This is a genomic window from Saccharibacillus alkalitolerans, from assembly GCF_011090185.1.
GTDB classification, from domain to species: domain Bacteria; phylum Bacillota; class Bacilli; order Paenibacillales; family Paenibacillaceae; genus Saccharibacillus; species Saccharibacillus alkalitolerans.
The window spans coordinates 517684-536017 of the sequence record NZ_JAAFGS010000003.1 but is presented as its reverse complement, the minus strand read 5'-3'; the positions used below and the strand labels follow the sequence as shown (position 1 = coordinate 536017).

Below are 18334 nucleotides of genomic sequence, written 5' to 3'. Positions count from 1 at the left end.
TCCTCCGAAAAGCAGGAAAAAGCGCCCGCGATCGCCAAATAAAGAAAGCAGGCAGCCGAGGAAAACAGGCGCAAAAAAACAAGTTAGGGGAGAAGCGTTCGTGATGAAAAGCAAAAAATGGGGGACGATGCTGCTGGCGGGGGTGCTGGCGGTATCGGGCGTGTTCGGTCTGGCGGGGGAAAAGCAGGCCGACGCGGCGGCGTCGATCACGACAGCCGTACGCAAAGTATCGGCGGCGGGACGCACGTTTACCGTGCAGACGGTGACGATTCCGAAAGGAACGAAAGCGGCGCTGGGTTTGGCCCAGGGGCAGGTCGGTCAGACGCAGAACTTCGCTTCGATCGTGAAAAACAGCAAGGCGACGGCGGCGATCAACGGGGCCTTCTTCAATTCGTACGGCGGCCCGGCCGATCCGTACGGAACGCTGATCTCGAAAGGCCAAGTCGTGCACACCGGCTATTACGGCACCAGCATCGGGTTCAAAAAGGACGGAACCGTGCTGATGGATTCGCTCCGCGCGAACATCGCGGGCATGGTCACCGGCAAGCCGGATAAGTCCGGCCGGAGCAAATCCGCCAGCTGGTACGCCACGTTCGTCAACCGGACTCCGGATACCGGACAGAACGTCGTGTTGATGTACAATTCGGCGCGCGGAACCAACGTCGGATTCAGCGGCGGAATCGCCGTCACCGTGCGCAAAGACAAAGTCGTGAAAAAAGAAGCGAACCGGAACGCGGCTATTCCGAGCGACGGATACGTGCTGGTCTATCACGGTTCGGAGCAAACCAATGCAGGACGGTTCGAAGTGGGCTCGACGGTCGAGATGAACATTACTTATCTGGACGTCAACAAGAAACCTATTCCTTGGGACGATGTCGTGACCGCCGTCGGAGCGGGACCGCGTCTGGTCAAAGACGGCAAGGTGGCGCTGGATCCCGCGGGCGAAGGCTTCAGCGATCCCAAAATCTTGACCGCTTCCGGAGCGCGCAGCGGAATCGCCATCATGCCGGACGGCTCGGTCATGCTGGCGACGGTAGGCGGCGCAACGATGAAGCAGTGGGCGCAGGTCATGCAAAAAATGGGCGCCAAGCAGGCGATGAACCTGGACGGCGGAGCGTCGTCGGCCATGTACGCCAACGGACGCACGCTGACGAACGCAGGCCGCTCCTTGAGCAACACGCTGGTATTCGGCCAGTGGGTATCGATGCAGTAAGCGGATAGGGGCAGCCGCATGAGCGGTGCCGGAAAGGGAGGGATAAACAGTGAAGGAGACGACCATCGCGTCCGTTAACGTCGGCCTGCCGAAAGTCGTGCCGCACGGCCGAAAAGAAGTGGAAACGGGCCTCTTCAAATACCCGGTCGACGGCCCCGTTTATTTGAGCAGGCTCGGCTTCGAAGGAGACGGACAGGCGGATCTCAAAAATCACGGGGGCGCGGACAAAGCGGCCTGCGCGTATTCGGCAGACCGCTTCCCGTTCTGGGAAAAGGCGCTGCTGCCCAAGCTGGAGCCGGGCGCTTTCGGCGAAAATCTGTCGATCGAAGGCGGAGCGGAAGAGGACTTTTGCATCGGCGACACGTTCGAAATCGGCGAAGCCGTCGTGCAGCTCAGCCAGCCGAGGCAGCCGTGTTTCAAGCTGTCGGTCCGCTACGGCGTGCCCGAACTTCCGGCGATGGTGCAGGAAACGGGCTACAGCGGCTTTTACTTTCGGGTACTCCGGGAAGGGAAGGTCTCGGCCGGCGACCGGGTGAAGCTGCTGGAGCGGCATCCGGCGGGCATGACCGTCATGCGCGCCAACGAGATCAAGTATCGGCTGAAGGACGACGCCGACGCGATTCGCAGCCTGCTTGCCGTCGAAGAGCTGGCCATGGCCTGGCGCGGATCGCTTGAAAAAAGGTTGGCGGAGCTGGAAGACAGGTATTGAAGGGCCGGCCGCGCGGAACGAAGCGGACGCGAAAATGTCCAAAATCGTCTTGACGCTTATTCCATATAAAGGGTATTATAAGGTCAGCAGCATACAAGCGCGGAGGAAGCACCTCTCTTACATGTCCATGTAGGAGAGGTGCTTTTTTGCGTTTCGGCTGACATTTTCGCGATAAGGCGGGGGGAAGCAGAATGACGATCGTATTTTTGAACCGGATGGAGATTGAGCACGGGAACGAAGTCGAGGCCGCTCAAGTATGGATCGAGGAAGAAGGCGGGCTGTGGAGCAGCGGATGGAGTCGGGAAGAAGGACTGGCCGGCCCCGACCGGGAAATTTGGTACGAAGGATCGGTCTGGAACGAAATGCTGGCCGTCTATCGGCATCAGCTGGCGGCGAAGCTGGCCGAGGGCTACCGTCCGATCATCCGGGATACGTTTCAGGAGTTTCTGGAGTCCGGACAGCGCGGACGCTTCACGCAGAAGCTGATCTGCTACAGCGAGCTGCATGCGGATGAAGAACTGTACAAACGAATGGCCGCCTGGCGGAGAGCTCGGGCGACCGAGGATCGCCGGGCTCCATATCTGATTGCCACCAATCGCGCGCTGAAGCTGATCTGCACGTTCCTGCCGCAGACGCTCGACGAACTCCGCGAACTGCCGGGCATCGGCGAGAATACCGTGCAGCGGTACGGAGAGGCGCTGCTGGAACATACGAAGAACGCGGAACGGGCCCATACTTTCCCGCTGGATTGGGTGGAGCGGCGTCTGGACGAAGAAGAGTTCGAAGCCTGGACGTACAAAGGAAAAGAACGGAAGTTCAAGCGGGAAGCCGAACGCGTCCGCGCAACCCGGCTGCTGCTGGAAGCTTCCCGGTCCGAAGGGGCCACCGTTTCGCTGGCGCAAATCGGCCAGGACAGCGGACTGGAGCGCCGGGAACTGATCGAGATGATGGAATCGCTGGAGAAGAGCGGCTACAATATGGAGACGGTTATCGAACACGAGATCCAGCTGATGCCGCAGGAACAGCGCGACGCCGTCATGCAGGCCTATGCGGAGCTGGGCGATTCGTTCCTGAAGCCCGTGCTGAAAAAAATTTACGGCGAAGAGCCGCCCAGCGAGCCGGGACTCGACATTTTGTACGAACAGCTGCGCCTGCTTCGCATTCGCTACCGCCGGGAGAATGAACGAGCCGAAGCCGGAGGAAATGCGGCGTCCGAGGCCGGTCTTCCGAGAGCCGATTCGCCCGAAGTCGTGATCGCGCCCGGCGGAGTGAAGCAGCCAAACCGGCAGCGTAAGACCGGCACCGATTGACGGCAGCGCCGGCGCATTACGCACAAAGGGCTGTTCCGCGCTTCCGGAGACGGAAGCCTGGAACAGCCCTTTTCGGTTAACGGCTTAAGCCCGCGGAAGCGAGCGCGGCTTACAGCCAGCCTTTTTTGCGGAACAGGAGATACATCGTGACGCCGAGCACGATCATGAGCAGAATGACCATCGGATAGCCGAAAGTCCAGTGCAGCTCGGGCATATGGTCGAAGTTCATGCCGTAGATGCCCGTTACCACGGTGAGCGGCATGAAGATGGTCGTGATGACCGTAAACACCTTCATGATCTCGTTCGCGCGGTTGGAAATGCTCGACTGGTAGGCTTCTCGAAGGTTGCCCATCAGGTCGCGGTACGTATCGAATGCTTCCGAGACTTTGACCGCGTTTTCGTAGATGTCGCTGAAGTATTTTTGCAGCTCGTCGTCGATCAGGCGCAGATCTTTTTTGTTGAGGATGTTGATGACTTCGCGCTGAGGAACAAGCACCTTTTTGAGCCAGAGAATTTCCGCTCTGAGACCGATGATATCGTTCAGATGCGTCCGTTTCGTATTCATCAGGATATCTTCTTCAAGCTGTTCGATCTGGTCCTCGATCCGGTCGCCGACGGCGAAGAAGTTGTCGATGACGCGGTCGATCAGCAGATACATGAAGCGGTCCGGCGTATTGACTTCTTCTTCCCACATGATGGGTTTGACCGTGCGAAGCTCGTGGATCTTCTGCCGGGTCACCGTGATGATGAAATGCCGGCCCAGGAAAATGTTGAGGGCCCGCATAAAGATTTCTTCGTTGTCGAAGCGGATGCTGTTGACGACGGTAAAGTAATGGTTTTCGTAAATTTCGATCTTCGGCCGCTGTTCTTCCTCGCCGAGCATATCCTCGACCGCCAGATCGTGCAGCCCGAAGGTGAGCTGAAGCAGCGTAATATCGTCAAGGTCGGCGTCGATCCAGTAAAAGCCTTCCTCCGGTGGAGTCAGGGTGTCGGCCAGATTCTCATTTTCGATCAGCGTAAAAACGCCGTATTTGACATGCCGGATTTTCATGCGGTTCACTCCTTCGAAATAGGACGCTAACGTCCGTCAAAATAGTCTCGAATTTGCGGGAGAACGCAGGAAAAAACAGGCCGGCGCCGCAATGCGGACATCGTCCTCGAGCGGCTGAAGCGGTCAGACGCCGGAAGGCCTCCGGTCAGTGAACTTCCGAAATGGAGGTTATGACGCCGTACGGCCGTTTTTTCTGCTGTTGAACCAGGATCCGCGTTCTCTCACGCTTAGGCCTCGGGTCGCCGTCCATCTGAAATTCACCCCTTGTTTTCATTGTCGTTTTCATAAAACCCTCGTTAAGTATAACGCGCGTCCCAGAGCCTTTCAAGGGCTTGTTTGTGACGACTTACACTTCTATTATCGGCTTTGGGCGGGGGAAGCTGTATGATGAAAAGAAATAATCGGGCAGGGCGCGGAAGAGGCTCGCTCCGAAGACCGGAAAGGAAGAGAGAAATGAAGATTCGCACGGCCCGCGCGATACGCGAAACGCTTGGCGGACTGCTAGTGCCTCTAGGATTTTGCCTGGAAGGAAGATGGCCTCTTTGGACCTGGGAGCGGCAGATCGAGGGTCAAGCCGAGAAAGTGGAGCTTCTGGTCGAAACTTCCCGTGCGGGCGGCGGCGCTCTCGCCGAGCGGGAAGCGGAAGAAACGCAGGCTTTGGAAAATGTCCGCATTCGGCGGATGAACGTCAACTTTGCCGTCCGCCGCACGGAAGCCGGCATAGACCGATGGATGAACCGTCCCATGGAAGAATGGTTCGAGTACGAAGACGAGAACTCGCTCGAAAGACAGCTGCAAGCATGCGTCTGGAGAATCGAAAGCGAAGTGCTGCCGTGGATGAAGACGATGCGGACGCGGGCGCATTAAGCCGGCGATGCACGGGCGAATTACGATCGGCACGACGTTAATCTAAAATTGCGATCGCGCCCTGTAAGCTGCTTCTTGCCTGAATGCATAATTCGTGTATAATTGATCTAAAGTTACCTCGGTCAGACGACCGGCAATCCGACAATTGAATAGTTCTTCCGACGCTCAGACGCCGGAAGAAAAGTGGAATCTTATCAAGAGCAGGTGGAGGGACTAGCCCGATGAAACCCGGCAACCGGCGACTCTGTCGTACGGTGCTAATTCTTGCAATTACCATGCGATCATAGACGAGGCACGATTCGTCAGGCGACAGCCGCGCGGGCATAATGCCCATGCCGAGCTTCTCGCCGGTGCGAATCCCTCTTCCTTTCGTATATCGCGGTAATTGGCAGATGAGAGAGGAGCTAGCTTTGTATAGACCTTTCTCGGCCTGCCCGGAAAGGTCTTTTTTGTACCCATTTGCACGCAAATAACCTTTCCGGCTGCCGAACGCTCGATAAATCGACGGCCCGGATCCATAGGCAAACCGACAAAAAGCAAACCGACAAGAGGAGTGAATGCGAGATGCCGATTAAAGTGCCCGACAACTTGCCCGCGAAGGAAGTGCTGCTGCAGGAAAATATTTTCGTCATGGACGAAAGCCGGGCTTACAGCCAGGATATCCGTCCGCTGCGCATCGCCATTTTGAACCTGATGCCGACCAAGGAAACGACGGAGACGCAGCTCCTTCGCCTGATCGGCAATACGCCGCTGCAGGTCGACGTGGTGCTGCTTTATCCGAGCTCCCATACGTCCAAAAACACGTCGGAAGAGTACCTCAACACGTTTTACAAGACGTTCGACGAGGTCAAGCATCTGCGCTTCGACGGCATGATCATTACCGGAGCGCCGGTGGAGCAGCTCGATTTCGAACAGGTCAGCTACTGGGAGGAGATCCGGCAGATCTTCGACTGGAGCAAGCAGAACGTCACTTCGACGATGCATATCTGCTGGGCTTCGCAGGCGGGACTGTATCACCACTTCGGGGTAAGCAAAATTCCGCTGGAAGAAAAATGTTTCGGCGTATTCCCGCATACGATGAACAAGACCAACGTGCAGCTGCTGCGCGGATTCGACGAATGGTTCTTCGTGCCGCACTCCCGGCATACCGACGTGCGGCGGGAAGATATTCTGAAAAGCACGGAGCTGGAAATTTTGGCGGAATCCGAAGAAGCCGGCGTCTATCTGGTGGCGACGAAGGACGGCAGGCAGATCTTCGCCACGGGCCATTCCGAATACGATCCGCTGTCGCTGAAATGGGAGTACGATCGCGATATCGCGAAAGGCTTGGAGGTCGCCGTTCCCAAAAATTATTTCCCGGGTGATGACCCGACGAAAAAGCCGCTGTCCTCATGGAGAGCGCACGCCAATCTGCTGTTTTCCAACTGGCTCAACTATTATGTCTATCAAGAAACGCCTTTCGATCAGGTGGATTCTTCGAAAGAAGCCGAGTTCAGCGACTTCGGAGCCGGCATTTAAAAAAGCAGGGAAGGCCCGGAAACTTGATGGTTTCCTGCGTCCTTCCTGCCCCTATTCGCAGCATTTGCTGTTCGCGGCTGTGCGTATATCTTCATAATTCAGGGATGTGCAGCATCGCAGCGGCGTTTGAATACTTTAACTTAGCCAGGAGGAATATACATGAAGGACGACAGACAGCTCAAAATCGAAAGCGCGCTGGCGCAGATCGGCTCGCTCGAGGACCCGGATACCGGCGCGGTCAATTTCCCGATCTACCATTCGACCGCTTATCGTCATCCGGGGCTCGGACGCAGCACGGGCTTCGACTATACGCGTACCAAGAACCCGACCCGCGCCGTGCTGGAGGAAGCTTCGGCGAAGCTGGAATCCGGCGATGCCGGATTCGCGTGCAGCTCGGGCATGGCGGCGCTGCAAACGGTATTCGCCCTGTTCGGCCAAGGCGATCACCTGATCGTCTCGCTCGACCTGTACGGCGGCACGTATCGCCTGCTTGAGCGCGTGCTGTCGAGGTTCGGCGTAACGGCTTCGTATGTCGACACGAACGACCTCGGGGCGATCGAAAAGCTGCGCACGCCGAATACGAAGGCGATCTTCATCGAGACGCCGACCAATCCGCTGATGATGATTACGGACATCAAGGCGGTGGCCGATTGGGCCAAGCCGCACGGCATTCTCACCATTGTCGACAATACGCTGCTGACGCCGTTCTTCCAGCGCCCGATCGAATTGGGAGCCGATATCGTCGTGCACAGCGCGACCAAATACCTGGGCGGCCACAACGACGTTCTGGCCGGCCTGATCGTCACGAAGGGCCAAGAGCTGTCCGAAGAAATGTTTTTCCTGCACAATTCGATCGGAGCGGTACTGAGCCCGGCCGATTCTTATCAGCTGATGCGCGGCATGAAGACGCTGGCGCTGCGGATGGAGCGGCACGAGAGCAACGCGCTTGCGATCGCCCGCTTCCTGCAGAACCATCCGCAGATCGAAGCCGTGTACCATCCGGGCCTGCCGGAGCATCCGGGACACGACGTGCAGAACCGGCAGTCGAGCGGCAATACCGGCATCTTTTCTTTCAAAGTGAAGGACGCGCGCTGGATCGAGCCGATTCTGCGTCATATCAAGCTGATCGCTTTCGCGGAAAGCTTGGGCGGGGTCGAATCGCTGATGACCTATCCGTCGGTGCAGACGCATGCGGATATTCCGCCGGAAATTCGCGACGCGATCGGCGTCGACGACAAGCTGCTGCGTTTCTCGGTCGGCATCGAGCATATCGACGATCTGATCGGCGACCTGGACGGCGCGCTGCGGGCGGCGCTGCGCGAGACGGAAGGAGCGGGAGCTTAAGATGACGAACGAACATAACGGAGAACGCGGCGAAAGCCTGGAAACGGGAACGGAAAAAGCGGCTCAGCCGCAGGGCAGAACGCCCGAGCAGACGGAAGCTGCGCCTCGTCAGCTGCAAACGCCGGAGGAGGCGGCCGAAGCTTTGAAAAACCGCCATTTCGACACGAAGCTGATTCATTTCGGCGCGGAGATCGATCCGGCGACCGGCGCTTCCAGCGTGCCGATCTATCAGGCGTCGACGTTCCATCATTTCGACATTTACAATCCGCCGCAGTACGATTACAGCCGCTCGGGCAGCCCGACGAGGCAGGCGCTCGAAGATTACATCTCTTTATTGGAGGGAGGAGCCGGCGGCTATGCTTTCGCTTCGGGAATGGCGGCCATTTCGGCGGCGCTGATGATCTTCTCGGCCGGCGATCATCTGATCGTGACCGAAGACGTATACGGCGGCACCTATCGGCTGCTGACGACCATTTTGAGCCGGATGAACATCGAGACGACGTTCGTCGACATGACCGATCTGGAACAGATCAAGGCGGCGCTGCGTCCCAACACGAAGGGCGTGTTCATGGAGACGCCGTCCAATCCGACGCTCAAAATTACCGATTTGGGCGCCGTGACGGCCTGGGCGAAGCAGCACGATCTGCTGACGCTGGTCGACAACACATTTATGACGCCGTATTATCAGCGCCCGATCGAGCAGGGCGTCGATATCATCCTGCATAGCGCGACCAAATTCCTCGGCGGGCACAGCGACGTATTGGCCGGTCTTGCGGTGGCGCGCACCCCGGAGCTGGCGGCGGAGCTCAAAAAGCTGCAGAACGGCCTCGGCACGGTGCTCGGCCCGCAGGACAGCTGGCTGCTGATCCGCGGCATGAAGACGCTCGGGGCGCGGATGGAGCGCAGCGAACACAGCGCCCGCCGGCTGGCGCTGTGGCTGTCGGAACGAAACGATATCGAGACCGTCTATTATCCGGGGTTGAAGGACCATCCGGGCCGCGAGATTCAGGAAAAGCAGTCGACGGGCTTCGGCGCGGTCGTCTCGTTCGACGTCGGCTCCGAAGAGCGGGCCAAGCGCCTGCTGAACCGGGTCAAGCTTCCGCTCGTCGCGGTAAGCCTGGGCGCGGTGGAGAGCATCCTGTCCTATCCGCCGATGATGTCGCATGCGGCGATGCCGCGCGAAGTACGGTTGGAACGCGGCATCGGCGACGGACTGCTGCGCTTCTCGGTCGGTCTCGAGAACGTCGAGGACCTGATCGCCGATCTCGAACAAGCGCTTGCCGACTGACTTTTCCGTGCTAAAGGGAGCTGCCGCTTTTTTCTGGTACAATGAGGGACGGAATCGGACCTTACAGGAAAATGAGGGATGGCAATGGAGTGGATAGCGAACATCCTGGTTGCGCTGATCGCGCTGCTGCATGTTTACATTTTGGTGCTCGAAATGTTTCTGTGGAACAAGCCGCGCGGGATGAAGGCATTCGGGCTGGAGCAGAAGTTTGCCGACGCGACGGTATCGCTGGCGGGCAATCAAGGATTATACAACGGATTTTTGGCTGCGGGTTTGGTCTTCGGGTTGGTGTATCCGCAGGCGGAAGCGGCGGCGCATATCCAGATTTTCTTCCTGATCTGCGTAATGATCGCGGGTATTTACGGCGCGGCGACCGCCAAATTCAAAATTTTGTTCATTCAGACCGTTCCGGCGCTGATCGCGCTGGCGGCCGTTCTGATCGCTTAGAACGCGTTCGTCTTCGCATGCCGACGTCTGAGGACTTGGACAGGGCGTCTTTCGGCGCCGAAACGGCACATCGAAAGCAACCGGTTCGCTTCGGCGGGCCGGTCTTTTGGTTTTTTGGGCCGCGGGAAGGTTGACGAATATTTAAATCTCAAGTGAAGTGTGATAGGATGAATTGTATTGCAGTGCCCTTTACAATTTTAGCTTTTTAAAATAGAGATTTTGCAGCGGGAACCAAAAGGATTCGATCGACTTTACTTGAACCTATTTTCACAAAGGAGGCTGCATGAAATGAGTGCGGTTGACACGATATTGGATAAAGCTTTGAGCGGAGGACGCCTGGACGTGGAAGATACCATCGCCCTGTACGAATCCGACGAAATCGAAAAACTGGGGCATGTGGCGAATCAGATGATGATGCGCAAAAATCCCGATCCGATCACGACGTTCGTGATCGGCCGGAACGTGAACTACACGAACGTCTGCGACGTGTTCTGCCGCTTCTGCGCCTTCTATCGCCGTCCGGGTTCGCCGGAAGGATACGTGCTTCCGGACGAAGTCATCTTGCAGAAGATCCAGGAGACCGAAGATGTGGGCGGTACGGAAATTCTGATGCAGGGCGGGGTAAACCCGGATCTGCCGTTCGAATATTATCTGAACATCCTGCGCAAGATCAAGCAGCATTTCCCGAATATCACGATGCACTCGTTCTCCCCGGCGGAGATCATGAAGATGCAGAAGCTGTCGGGGATGTCGATGGAGGACACCATCCGCGCCATTCACGAAGCGGGGCTCGATTCCCTGCCGGGCGGCGGCGGCGAAATTCTCGACGACCGTACCCGCCGCAAGATCAGCCGGCTCAAAGGCTCGTGGCGCGATTGGATGGACGTCATGCAGACGGCGCATAAGGTCGGCATGAATACGACGGCCACGATGGTCATCGGTTTCGGCGAATCGTACGAAGAGCGCGCCCTGCATATGATGAGAGTGCGCGAGGCGCAGGACGAATGCATCCGTAACGGCTATAATTCCGAAGGCTTCCTGGCATTCATCTCGTGGACGTTCCAGCCGGACAACACGAACATGAAGGTGGAGAAGCAGACGCCGGAACAGTATCTCAAAAACGTGGCCATCAGCCGCATCGTGCTGGACAACATCAAGCACTTCCAGTCGTCGTGGGTCACGATGGGACCGGAAGTGGGCAAGCTGTCGCTGCAGTACGGCTGCGACGACTTCGGCAGCACGATGATGGAAGAGAACGTCGTGTCGGCAGCCGGCACGACGCACAAGGTCAACATCGAGCAGACGCTGGACATCATCCGCGCGGCGGGCAAAATTCCGGCACAGCGCGACACGAAATACAATATTCTCAAAGTATTCGACGACGAAAGCTTCAAAGTTCAGCGCGACTTCATCATGCAGAACTAAGCCGCGTCGTCCCGACGATCCCCTATGCATATGCTTCTATGCCAAAAGCCCTGTCCGAGTTTTCGGACAGGGCTTTTTTTGCGATCATGCCGTCAGCGCAGAGCGGCCGAAGCGCGGAAGGACACAGACGTCCGACAAGCCGCTCGGCCGGCCGCGCTTTTACGACCGCACGCCTGCGGGCGCTTCTTGAATCGCTTTTTCCAGAAACTCCAGCACGGCGCGGTAGACCCGCATCTCGTTTTCCTTTTTCGAGAATCCGTGCCCTTCGTCCTCAAGCACGATATACTCGACGTTCGCGCCTTTGTCGGTCAGCGCCTTAACGATCTGATCCGATTCGGCCTTGACGACCCGGGGATCGTTGGCGCCCTGGATGACGAGCATCGGTTTGGTCATGCCGTCCAGATAGGTGATCGGCGAGTAGGCGGTCAGCTTGTCCTTGTCCGCGACCGGATCGCCGACCCATTTGTTCATGATCGGCTTCCAATGTTCCGGTACCGATTCGATAAACGAGAACAGGTCGCTCGGACCGAAAATGTCGACCACGGCTTTGAAATAATCGGCATGACGCCCGTGCAGCAGCAGCGCCATATAGCCGCCGAAGCTTCCGCCCATCAGCAGCAGCTTGTCGCGGTCGGCGTAGCCGTTTTCCGCGATCCAGTCGAGTCCGGCGATGTTGTCCAGTCTCGGGCCGTCGCCCCAGTCGCCTTCGACAAGCTTGCAGAACGACAGACCGTAGCCTGTCGAACCGCGGAAGTTCGGCGCGAAAATGTTGAAGCCGCGATTGACGAGGAACTGGAACAGCGACCGGAACGCGAGCCGTTCCGCCGCCTGCGGTCCGCCGTGCGGCCACAGAATCGTATGCCCGTTGGACGACTCCTCGGAAGCGCGGAAGAACAGCGCCTCGATCTCCAGTCCGTCGAACGACGGATAGGTCAGCACTTCGGGGCGGACAAGTTCTTCTTCCGCGATGCCCGGCACGACGTAATGGGTGCAGCTCGTCCACTCTTCGGCGAGCCGATCCTTTTTGTAGAGATTGGTCGGGCTGACGGAGCTGCGCCCGAGCACATACAGATTGCCGCTCTCCGCCACCTTCAGCGAAGTCACGACATCGACCGGAAGCGGAACGCCGCCGAGCGAGCCGGAATCCAGGTCGTACGTATAGAGATGATCGGAAACGCCTTTGCTCGCCGTCAGATACAGCTGGCCGCGCTCCTTGTCGTAGGAAACGGAAGTGAAATCGATGCCTTCGAGCTCAAGCAGCTTCGTCTTGGTCTCGGTCTCGATATCGAATTTGGCCAAATACGTGAAGTCGCCGCCCGCATTGGACAGGAAATACAACTCGCTGTCGCCCGTAAAGACGCAGTCGTTCACGGTGTATTCGCCTTCGGCTTCCGGGTCGAGCGAGACGTGCTTGTCGCCGACGCAGACGTATCCCGGCGCGTGCGTATTGGCAAAATGTTTGACGTATACGAGATATTCTTCTTTGGGGCTGACGTCGACGAGAAAAATGGAGGCGTCGCCCGAGCCTTGAAGCACGGAAACTTCCTGACCCGTCTTCAAGTCGCAGCAGAGCGCGCTGAGATAGGTCGGATCCTCTTTGGTCGACGTATAATAGAGGCGCTTGCCGTCCTCCGACAAGATCGGATTCATATGCCGGTGGCCTTCCTTCACGCACAGCGGAAGCAGTTCGCCTCCCTGCGTCTGGAGCGCGTACAGCTGCGAATTCTCGTCGCCGTCCCGATCGAACCCCGCCACGAGGAAGCGGCCGTGCTTGTCGTACCGAATGGCCTGGCAGCTCTGGCCGTTAAAAGTAAGCGGATACGGAAAATGGTTCGGAAGATCCATGGCCCACAGATCAAACTTGCCGCTGAGGTTGGTGCTGAACACAAGCTGTCCTTCGTCCGGGCTGACCGCGAAATCTTCGATCGCGAACGTGCGGAAGAACTGCTCGACATCAGGTTTTTTGAACGATAGCATGGAATCCTCCTTAATGTCGGCCTGTCGCCGTTTATTGGATGATGCAGGTCGTACAAAGCTAACTATTCGCCGTCCCCGGTCGAACTCCTGCCGATTCTTATGAAAAACCGATTTTTCTAAATTAAGGAAACCAACCGGAGTACCGCCTGTATGCCGCAAGCTTCAACAATTCGCATATTCGGGTATATGAAACGATAGGCACGGGTTATCGAGCATAAAAAACGGAAGGATGCGAAAAATGGAAAATAAAAAAGAATTGAACACGGCAAACATCGGGGTGATCGCATTCGACCTGGACGGCACGCTGATCGACACGTCGGAAGCGATGCTGGACGTGTATCGTCAAGTATTCGAAGAGGCGATCGAAAACGGCGACGCGGAGAAACAGCCTTCCCGAGAAGATATTTATTCGACCTTCGGCATGGTAGGGGAAGAAGCCTGGAAAAAGGTCGCCCCGGACATGTCCGAAGACAAGCACCGAAAATACAAAAAGCTGCACGGCGACCTGCTGGGCGAGCGAATGAAGGCAAAGTCTTTTGCCCTGCCCGGCGTTCCCGAGATGCTGCGGAAACTGTGCAAAGAGTACGAGCTTGCCACGGCGAGCAACTGCGGCGAAGAATATCTGGACCATGTACTGAGCCAGGACGGCCTGAACGAATGCGTCGCCTATCAGCTGTGCGCCGGCGGAGTCGGCGCGCAGCGCAAAAGCGAGGTGCTCGAGGAACTGAAGAAGAGAGCGGGGGACCGGGGCATCTTGATGGTCGGCGACCGGAAATCCGATATCGACGCGGCGAAAGAAGCGGGAATTCCCGTCGTCGGAGTCCGTTCGGAATTTGCCGCATCCGGCGAGCTGGACGAAGCGGACGCGACGATCGACAAAATCACCGATCTGCCGAAGCTGTTGGACCGGTAAGCTTCGCGGCATTCCGACGGCGTTTGTCCCGCCCGTATTGACGGTTGGCGCGGGCGCCCGTATAATAAACAGCAGCAAAAGCGACGACGAAGACATGAATGCGAGGCATTCGGCACCGCTCCAGAGAGAGGAAACACGGCTGCAATTTCCTCCGGACCGGCCCGCGTTTACCCCTTCCGAGCTGCGTTTTCGAACTCCTGCCTCCGCGCGGGCAAGTAGAGAACGCCGGAACCGCACTTCCGTTATTGACGTGCTCAACGAGGGCTTTTTGTCCCGCTTCGGCCGAACCGGCCGCTTGGCGGACCGGAGCCGAATCAGGGTGGAACCACGGGTATAACGCTCGTCCCTTCGCGGGGCGGGCGTTTTTTGCGTTTCGTTCCGTATTTATCTTTTCACATTCGAAGGAGGAATTCTCATCATGGCTATTTCCATCAGCCTGCCGGACGGCTCCGTTCGGGAATACGCGGAAGGCAGCACGATCGAAGACGTTGCGGCTTCCATCAGCAGCAGCCTCAGAAAGAACGCCCTTGCGGGCAAGCAGAACGGCATCGTGGTCGATCTGAACACCAAGCTCGAAAACGGAGCAAGCATCGAAATCGTCATGCCGGGTTCGCCGGAAGGGCTCGAAGTGGTCCGCCACAGCACGGCGCACCTGACGGCGCAGGCGGTCCGCCGCCTGTTCGGTACGAAAGAAGTTCATTTGGGCGTCGGACCGGTCATCGAGGAAGGGTTCTACTACGACATGGACCTCGAGCACGGCCTCAATCCGGAAGATCTGCAGAAGATCGAGAAGGAAATGGAGCGCATCGTGAACGAGAACCTGCCGATCACCCGCCGCGAAGTGAGCCGCGACGAGGCGCTGAAGATTTTCGGCGAACTCGGCGACCCTTACAAGCTGGAGTTGATCAACGATCTGCCGGAAGACTCGATCATCACGATCTACGATCAGGGCGAATTCTTCGACCTGTGCCGCGGGCCGCACGTGCCTTCGACGGGCAAGCTCAAGGTATTCAAGCTGCTGAGCGTGGCCGGCGCTTACTGGCGCGGCGACAGCAAGAACAAGATGCTTCAGCGCATCTACGGCACGGCGTTCTTCAAGAAAGCCGAGCTGGACGAGCATCTGCACTTCCTCGAGGAAGCGAAGAAGCGCGATCACCGCAAACTGGGCAAGGACCTGAAGATGTTCACGTTCAACAACCTGGTCGGGCAGGGTCTGCCGATCTGGCTGCCGAACGGCGCCAAGCTGCGCCGCACGCTGGAGCGTTACATCGTCGATCTGGAAGAAAGCCTCGGCTACCAACACGTCTACACGCCGGTTATGGGCAACGTGGAGCTGTATAAAACGTCGGGACACTGGGAGCATTACCAGGAAGACATGTTCCCTCCGATGGAGCTCGACAACGAAGCGCTCGTGCTGCGTCCGATGAACTGCCCGCACCACATGATGGTGTACAAGAGCGACATGCACAGCTACCGCGAACTTCCGATCCGTATTGCCGAGCTCGGCCTGATGCACCGCTACGAAATGTCCGGCGCGCTGACCGGTTTCCACCGTGTTCGCGCGATGACGCTGAACGACGCGCACATCTTCTGCCGTCCGGACCAGATCAAGGAAGAATTCGGCCGCGTCGTGAAGCTGATCGCCAAGGTGTACGAAGACTTCGGCATCGACAGCTACCGGTTCCGCCTGTCCTACCGCGATCCGCAGGACACGGAGAAGTATTTCCAGAACGACGAGATGTGGGAAATGTCCCAGCGCATGCTGCGCGAAGTCGTGGAAGAGTTGGAACTGCCGTTCTACGAAGCGGAAGGCGAAGCGGCGTTCTACGGACCGAAGCTCGACGTACAGATCAAGACGGCGCTCGGCAAGGAAGAAACGCTGTCGACCGCGCAGCTCGACTTCCTGCTGCCTGAGCGCTTCGAGCTGGAATATGTCGGCGACGACGGCCAAAAGCACCGTCCGGTCGTCATTCACCGCGGCATCATCAGCACGATGGAGCGCTTCACGGCGTTCCTGCTCGAGAACTTCGCGGGCAATCTGCCGCTGTGGCTGTCGCCGATGCAGGCGAAGATCATCCCGGTATCGGGCAACTACAGCGAATACGCCGAAGAAGTGGCCGACAAGCTGAGAGCGGCCGGCATCCGCGTGGAGACGGACGTGCGCAACGAAAAGCTGGGCTACAAGATTCGCGAAGCGCAGCTCGAAAAAGCGCCTTACATGTTCGTCGTGGGCGAGAACGAGAAGGAAGCCGGCGGCGTGTCCGTGCGCAAGCGCGGCGAAGGCGACCTCGGCGCCAAACCGCTGGACGAAGTGATCTCGCTGCTGCAGGAAGAAATCCGCACGCGCAAAATTTAACGCTGTCCAGATCAGCCGCTCCCGATAAGGGAGCGGCTTTTTGCTTCCCTGTTTCGGCCTGTCCGAGCTGCCGCGGCATTCGTGCGCCGCGTTCGGCCCGCCGATGCGCCTCCGTCCCGGGACCGGGGCGCCTCCGCTTCCGGAACGGCAGAAAGTTCGCTCCGCAGCCGTAAAAGCAAATCGTCCCCGCGCCGCTTAAGGCGGAGCGTTATTTCCCGCATACTGAAAAAAACGAAGAGGAGGCACGGAACAATGAAAAAAAACAAAGCGATCAAACTGCTGAAAGAAGCGTACGGCCGGCTGTTCGGTCAAAGGGACGGGGCAAGGGCGGGACGCGGGGCGGCGGGAGCCTCCGGCCGGCTGGAAAGATTCGCGAAGCCCGGAGGTCCGGATTTCGCGAAGGGACTGAACGAAGAATGGGCTGCCGGTTCCTTACGGGCGCGTTCGTGAGCGACGGTCGGTCAAGCCGTCTCGGTCTCGAGACCGAGACGGTTTTCATTCCCGCGCCGCTAGTTCCGGGCAAGCCGTTCCGGTAAAATGAAGTCAAGCTTACGAGAATACCCGGCTGCGCCAAACGGGCTTGTCCGGTTCCATACACGAAGGAGGAAAACGCAATGAAAAAAAGCGGAGCGTTATGGTTGATCGCCATCGGCGGCTTCTTTCTCGCCTATCAGCTCGGTTACATCAGCTACGGCATCGGAGATTTGATTCGCACATTCTGGCCGAGCATCCTGATCCTGATCGGCGTTTCGCAGATGATGGGGATGAAAAAGCACAGTTCGAGCGCGGTCGGCAACCTGATTCTGATCGCGGTAGGCGGCTATTTCCAGGCCCGGAACCTGAATATCATCGATGTCAGTCCCGGGGAATTTTTCAAGTTCCTCATTCCGGCGGCGTTTATCGCCGGAGGCCTTTACGTTCTGCTGAAGCCGAAGCGGTCGCCCGATTATCCGTCGGCCAAGCATGAAGCGCCCGCTCCTTTTTACGATCGGAAAGAGTCGCCGAATCCGTACCCTCCCGTTCCTCCGGCTCCGATCGAGCCGCTGGAATCGCCGCTTGACCGCATGTTCGTGAATCTGGACAAGGACGAAACGAATCGGGAGAAGGATCGCGAACAGGACCGCAAACGGCGTGACAGGGAATCCGGGGCGGACCCGGATCGCGGGATGAAAAGGGACCCCCGCGAGCAAAGTTCTTCGGAATTCCATAAAATCGGCGACATGGCGCGTGAGATCGGCAGGCAGACCGCCGACCAGGTGCGCAAAATCGATTTTTCCCGGATTGCGGACGAAGTGAAAAGCGAAGTGGACAGCGCCATGAAAGACCTGAAAAAATCGATGAAGCATGATCAAGGGGATTCCCGCAGAGGCGAAGCCGGCAAGGTTTCTCTGGAAAAAGATCCTTTTCAGGACGATTTTATGGGCGGCGGCAGGTTTTACGAGAACTGCGGCGAAGAAGATAAGCATGCGTTCGGCAGCTACGACCGCGAAGAAATGAGAAAAGCCCGCCAAAAAGCGGACAAAGGCAAAAAAGAAAAAACGGTGAACGAGTCGAGCTTTATCGGCGATTATTACATCGGTCAGGATTATTTCCGTCTCAAGCCGCTGAACGTTTCGCATTTTATCGGCGATACCGTCATCGACTTGACCAAAGCGCAGATTCCTTACGGCACGACGAAGATCAACGTATCCAGCTTCATCGGGGACGTCGTGATTTACATGCCGAACGACCCGGAAGTCGGAGTGAAAGTGCACAGCAGCTCTTTCCTCGGCGACCACAACGTCATGGGGAATCGCCGGTCCGGGATGGTCGGCGGAGTGAACGAGACGTACAACTACGAAGAATGCGCGAAACGTATCAAGATCAACGTCAGTTCGTTTATCTCGGACGTGAACGTCAACATCGTAGGGTAAAGG

At 57.7% G+C, this 18334-nt stretch carries 15 protein-coding genes and 1 riboswitch; of the genes, 13 read left to right on the top strand and 2 right to left on the bottom strand.

Features of this window, described 5'->3' with window-relative positions:
* Window positions 1-103 precede the first annotated feature (103 nt).
* The 3 genes from GYN08_RS11195 (at window position 104) to GYN08_RS11185 (ending at window position 3232) form a co-directional block, all read left to right on the top strand.
* Window positions 104-1213 (top strand): phosphodiester glycosidase family protein, encoded by a 1110-nt coding sequence (locus tag GYN08_RS11195; protein ID WP_166274468.1) that lies wholly within the window; start codon window positions 104-106, stop codon window positions 1211-1213.
* A gap of 49 nt (window positions 1214-1262) precedes the next feature.
* Complete coding sequence (locus GYN08_RS11190) at window positions 1263-1922, top strand: MOSC domain-containing protein (RefSeq protein WP_166274279.1); 660 nt, start codon at window positions 1263-1265, stop codon at window positions 1920-1922.
* Window positions 1923-2113: 191 nt separating this feature from the next.
* Window positions 2114-3232, top strand: coding sequence for an HRDC domain-containing protein (locus GYN08_RS11185; RefSeq protein ID WP_166274278.1), 1119 nt, complete (start codon window positions 2114-2116; stop codon window positions 3230-3232).
* 109 nt (window positions 3233-3341) lie between these two features.
* Here the strand turns inward: GYN08_RS11185 and corA are convergent, their stop codons facing one another.
* Complete coding sequence (corA, locus tag GYN08_RS11180; RefSeq protein ID WP_166274277.1) at window positions 3342-4283, bottom strand: magnesium/cobalt transporter CorA; 942 nt, start codon at window positions 4281-4283, stop codon at window positions 3342-3344.
* Between the two features lie 453 nt (window positions 4284-4736).
* Here corA and GYN08_RS11175 point away from each other — a divergent pair, with 453 nt between their 5' ends.
* The 6 genes from GYN08_RS11175 to mqnC all read left to right on the top strand — a co-directional run bounded on the left by GYN08_RS11175 (window position 4737) and on the right by mqnC (window position 11172).
* Entirely contained in the window at window positions 4737-5150 is a 414-nt protein-coding gene (locus GYN08_RS11175) for a hypothetical protein (RefSeq protein WP_166274276.1), read from the top strand.
* A gap of 188 nt (window positions 5151-5338) precedes the next feature.
* Window positions 5339-5444, top strand: a riboswitch (SAM riboswitch).
* Window positions 5445-5714: 270 nt separating this feature from the next.
* Window positions 5715-6668 carry a homoserine O-acetyltransferase MetA gene (metA, locus tag GYN08_RS11170; protein WP_166274275.1) on the top strand — a complete coding sequence of 318 codons (954 nt, stop codon included), beginning with the start codon at window positions 5715-5717 and terminating at the stop codon, window positions 6666-6668.
* Between the two features lie 159 nt (window positions 6669-6827).
* Complete coding sequence (locus GYN08_RS11165; RefSeq protein ID WP_166274274.1) at window positions 6828-8012, top strand: PLP-dependent transferase; 1185 nt, start codon at window positions 6828-6830, stop codon at window positions 8010-8012.
* A gap of 1 nt (window position 8013) precedes the next feature.
* Entirely contained in the window at window positions 8014-9300 is a 1287-nt protein-coding gene (locus GYN08_RS11160; protein WP_235946140.1) for a trans-sulfuration enzyme family protein, read from the top strand.
* A gap of 84 nt (window positions 9301-9384) precedes the next feature.
* Window positions 9385-9747 (top strand): DUF1304 domain-containing protein, encoded by a 363-nt coding sequence (locus tag GYN08_RS11155; RefSeq protein WP_166274466.1) that lies wholly within the window; start codon window positions 9385-9387, stop codon window positions 9745-9747.
* 288 nt (window positions 9748-10035) lie between these two features.
* A complete protein-coding gene (mqnC, locus tag GYN08_RS11150; RefSeq protein ID WP_166274273.1) occupies window positions 10036-11172 on the top strand; it encodes a cyclic dehypoxanthinyl futalosine synthase in 1137 nt (378 codons plus the stop codon).
* Between the two features lie 159 nt (window positions 11173-11331).
* Here the strand turns inward: mqnC and GYN08_RS11145 are convergent, their stop codons facing one another.
* Window positions 11332-13149 (bottom strand): S9 family peptidase, encoded by a 1818-nt coding sequence (locus GYN08_RS11145; protein ID WP_166274272.1) that lies wholly within the window; start codon window positions 13147-13149, stop codon window positions 11332-11334.
* A gap of 238 nt (window positions 13150-13387) precedes the next feature.
* On the opposite strand from GYN08_RS11145, the gene GYN08_RS11140 reads away from it, so the two are divergent.
* From GYN08_RS11140 to liaF, 4 genes are all read left to right on the top strand, one after another.
* Complete coding sequence (locus tag GYN08_RS11140; RefSeq protein WP_166274271.1) at window positions 13388-14062, top strand: HAD family hydrolase; 675 nt, start codon at window positions 13388-13390, stop codon at window positions 14060-14062.
* Between the two features lie 418 nt (window positions 14063-14480).
* A complete protein-coding gene (gene thrS, locus GYN08_RS11135; RefSeq protein ID WP_166274270.1) occupies window positions 14481-16418 on the top strand; it encodes a threonine--tRNA ligase in 1938 nt (645 codons plus the stop codon).
* A gap of 252 nt (window positions 16419-16670) precedes the next feature.
* Window positions 16671-16868 carry a hypothetical protein gene (locus GYN08_RS11130; RefSeq protein ID WP_166274269.1) on the top strand — a complete coding sequence of 66 codons (198 nt, stop codon included), beginning with the start codon at window positions 16671-16673 and terminating at the stop codon, window positions 16866-16868.
* 164 nt (window positions 16869-17032) lie between these two features.
* Window positions 17033-18331, top strand: coding sequence for a cell wall-active antibiotics response protein LiaF (gene liaF / locus GYN08_RS11125; RefSeq protein WP_235946130.1), 1299 nt, complete (start codon window positions 17033-17035; stop codon window positions 18329-18331).
* Window positions 18332-18334 lie beyond the last annotated feature (3 nt).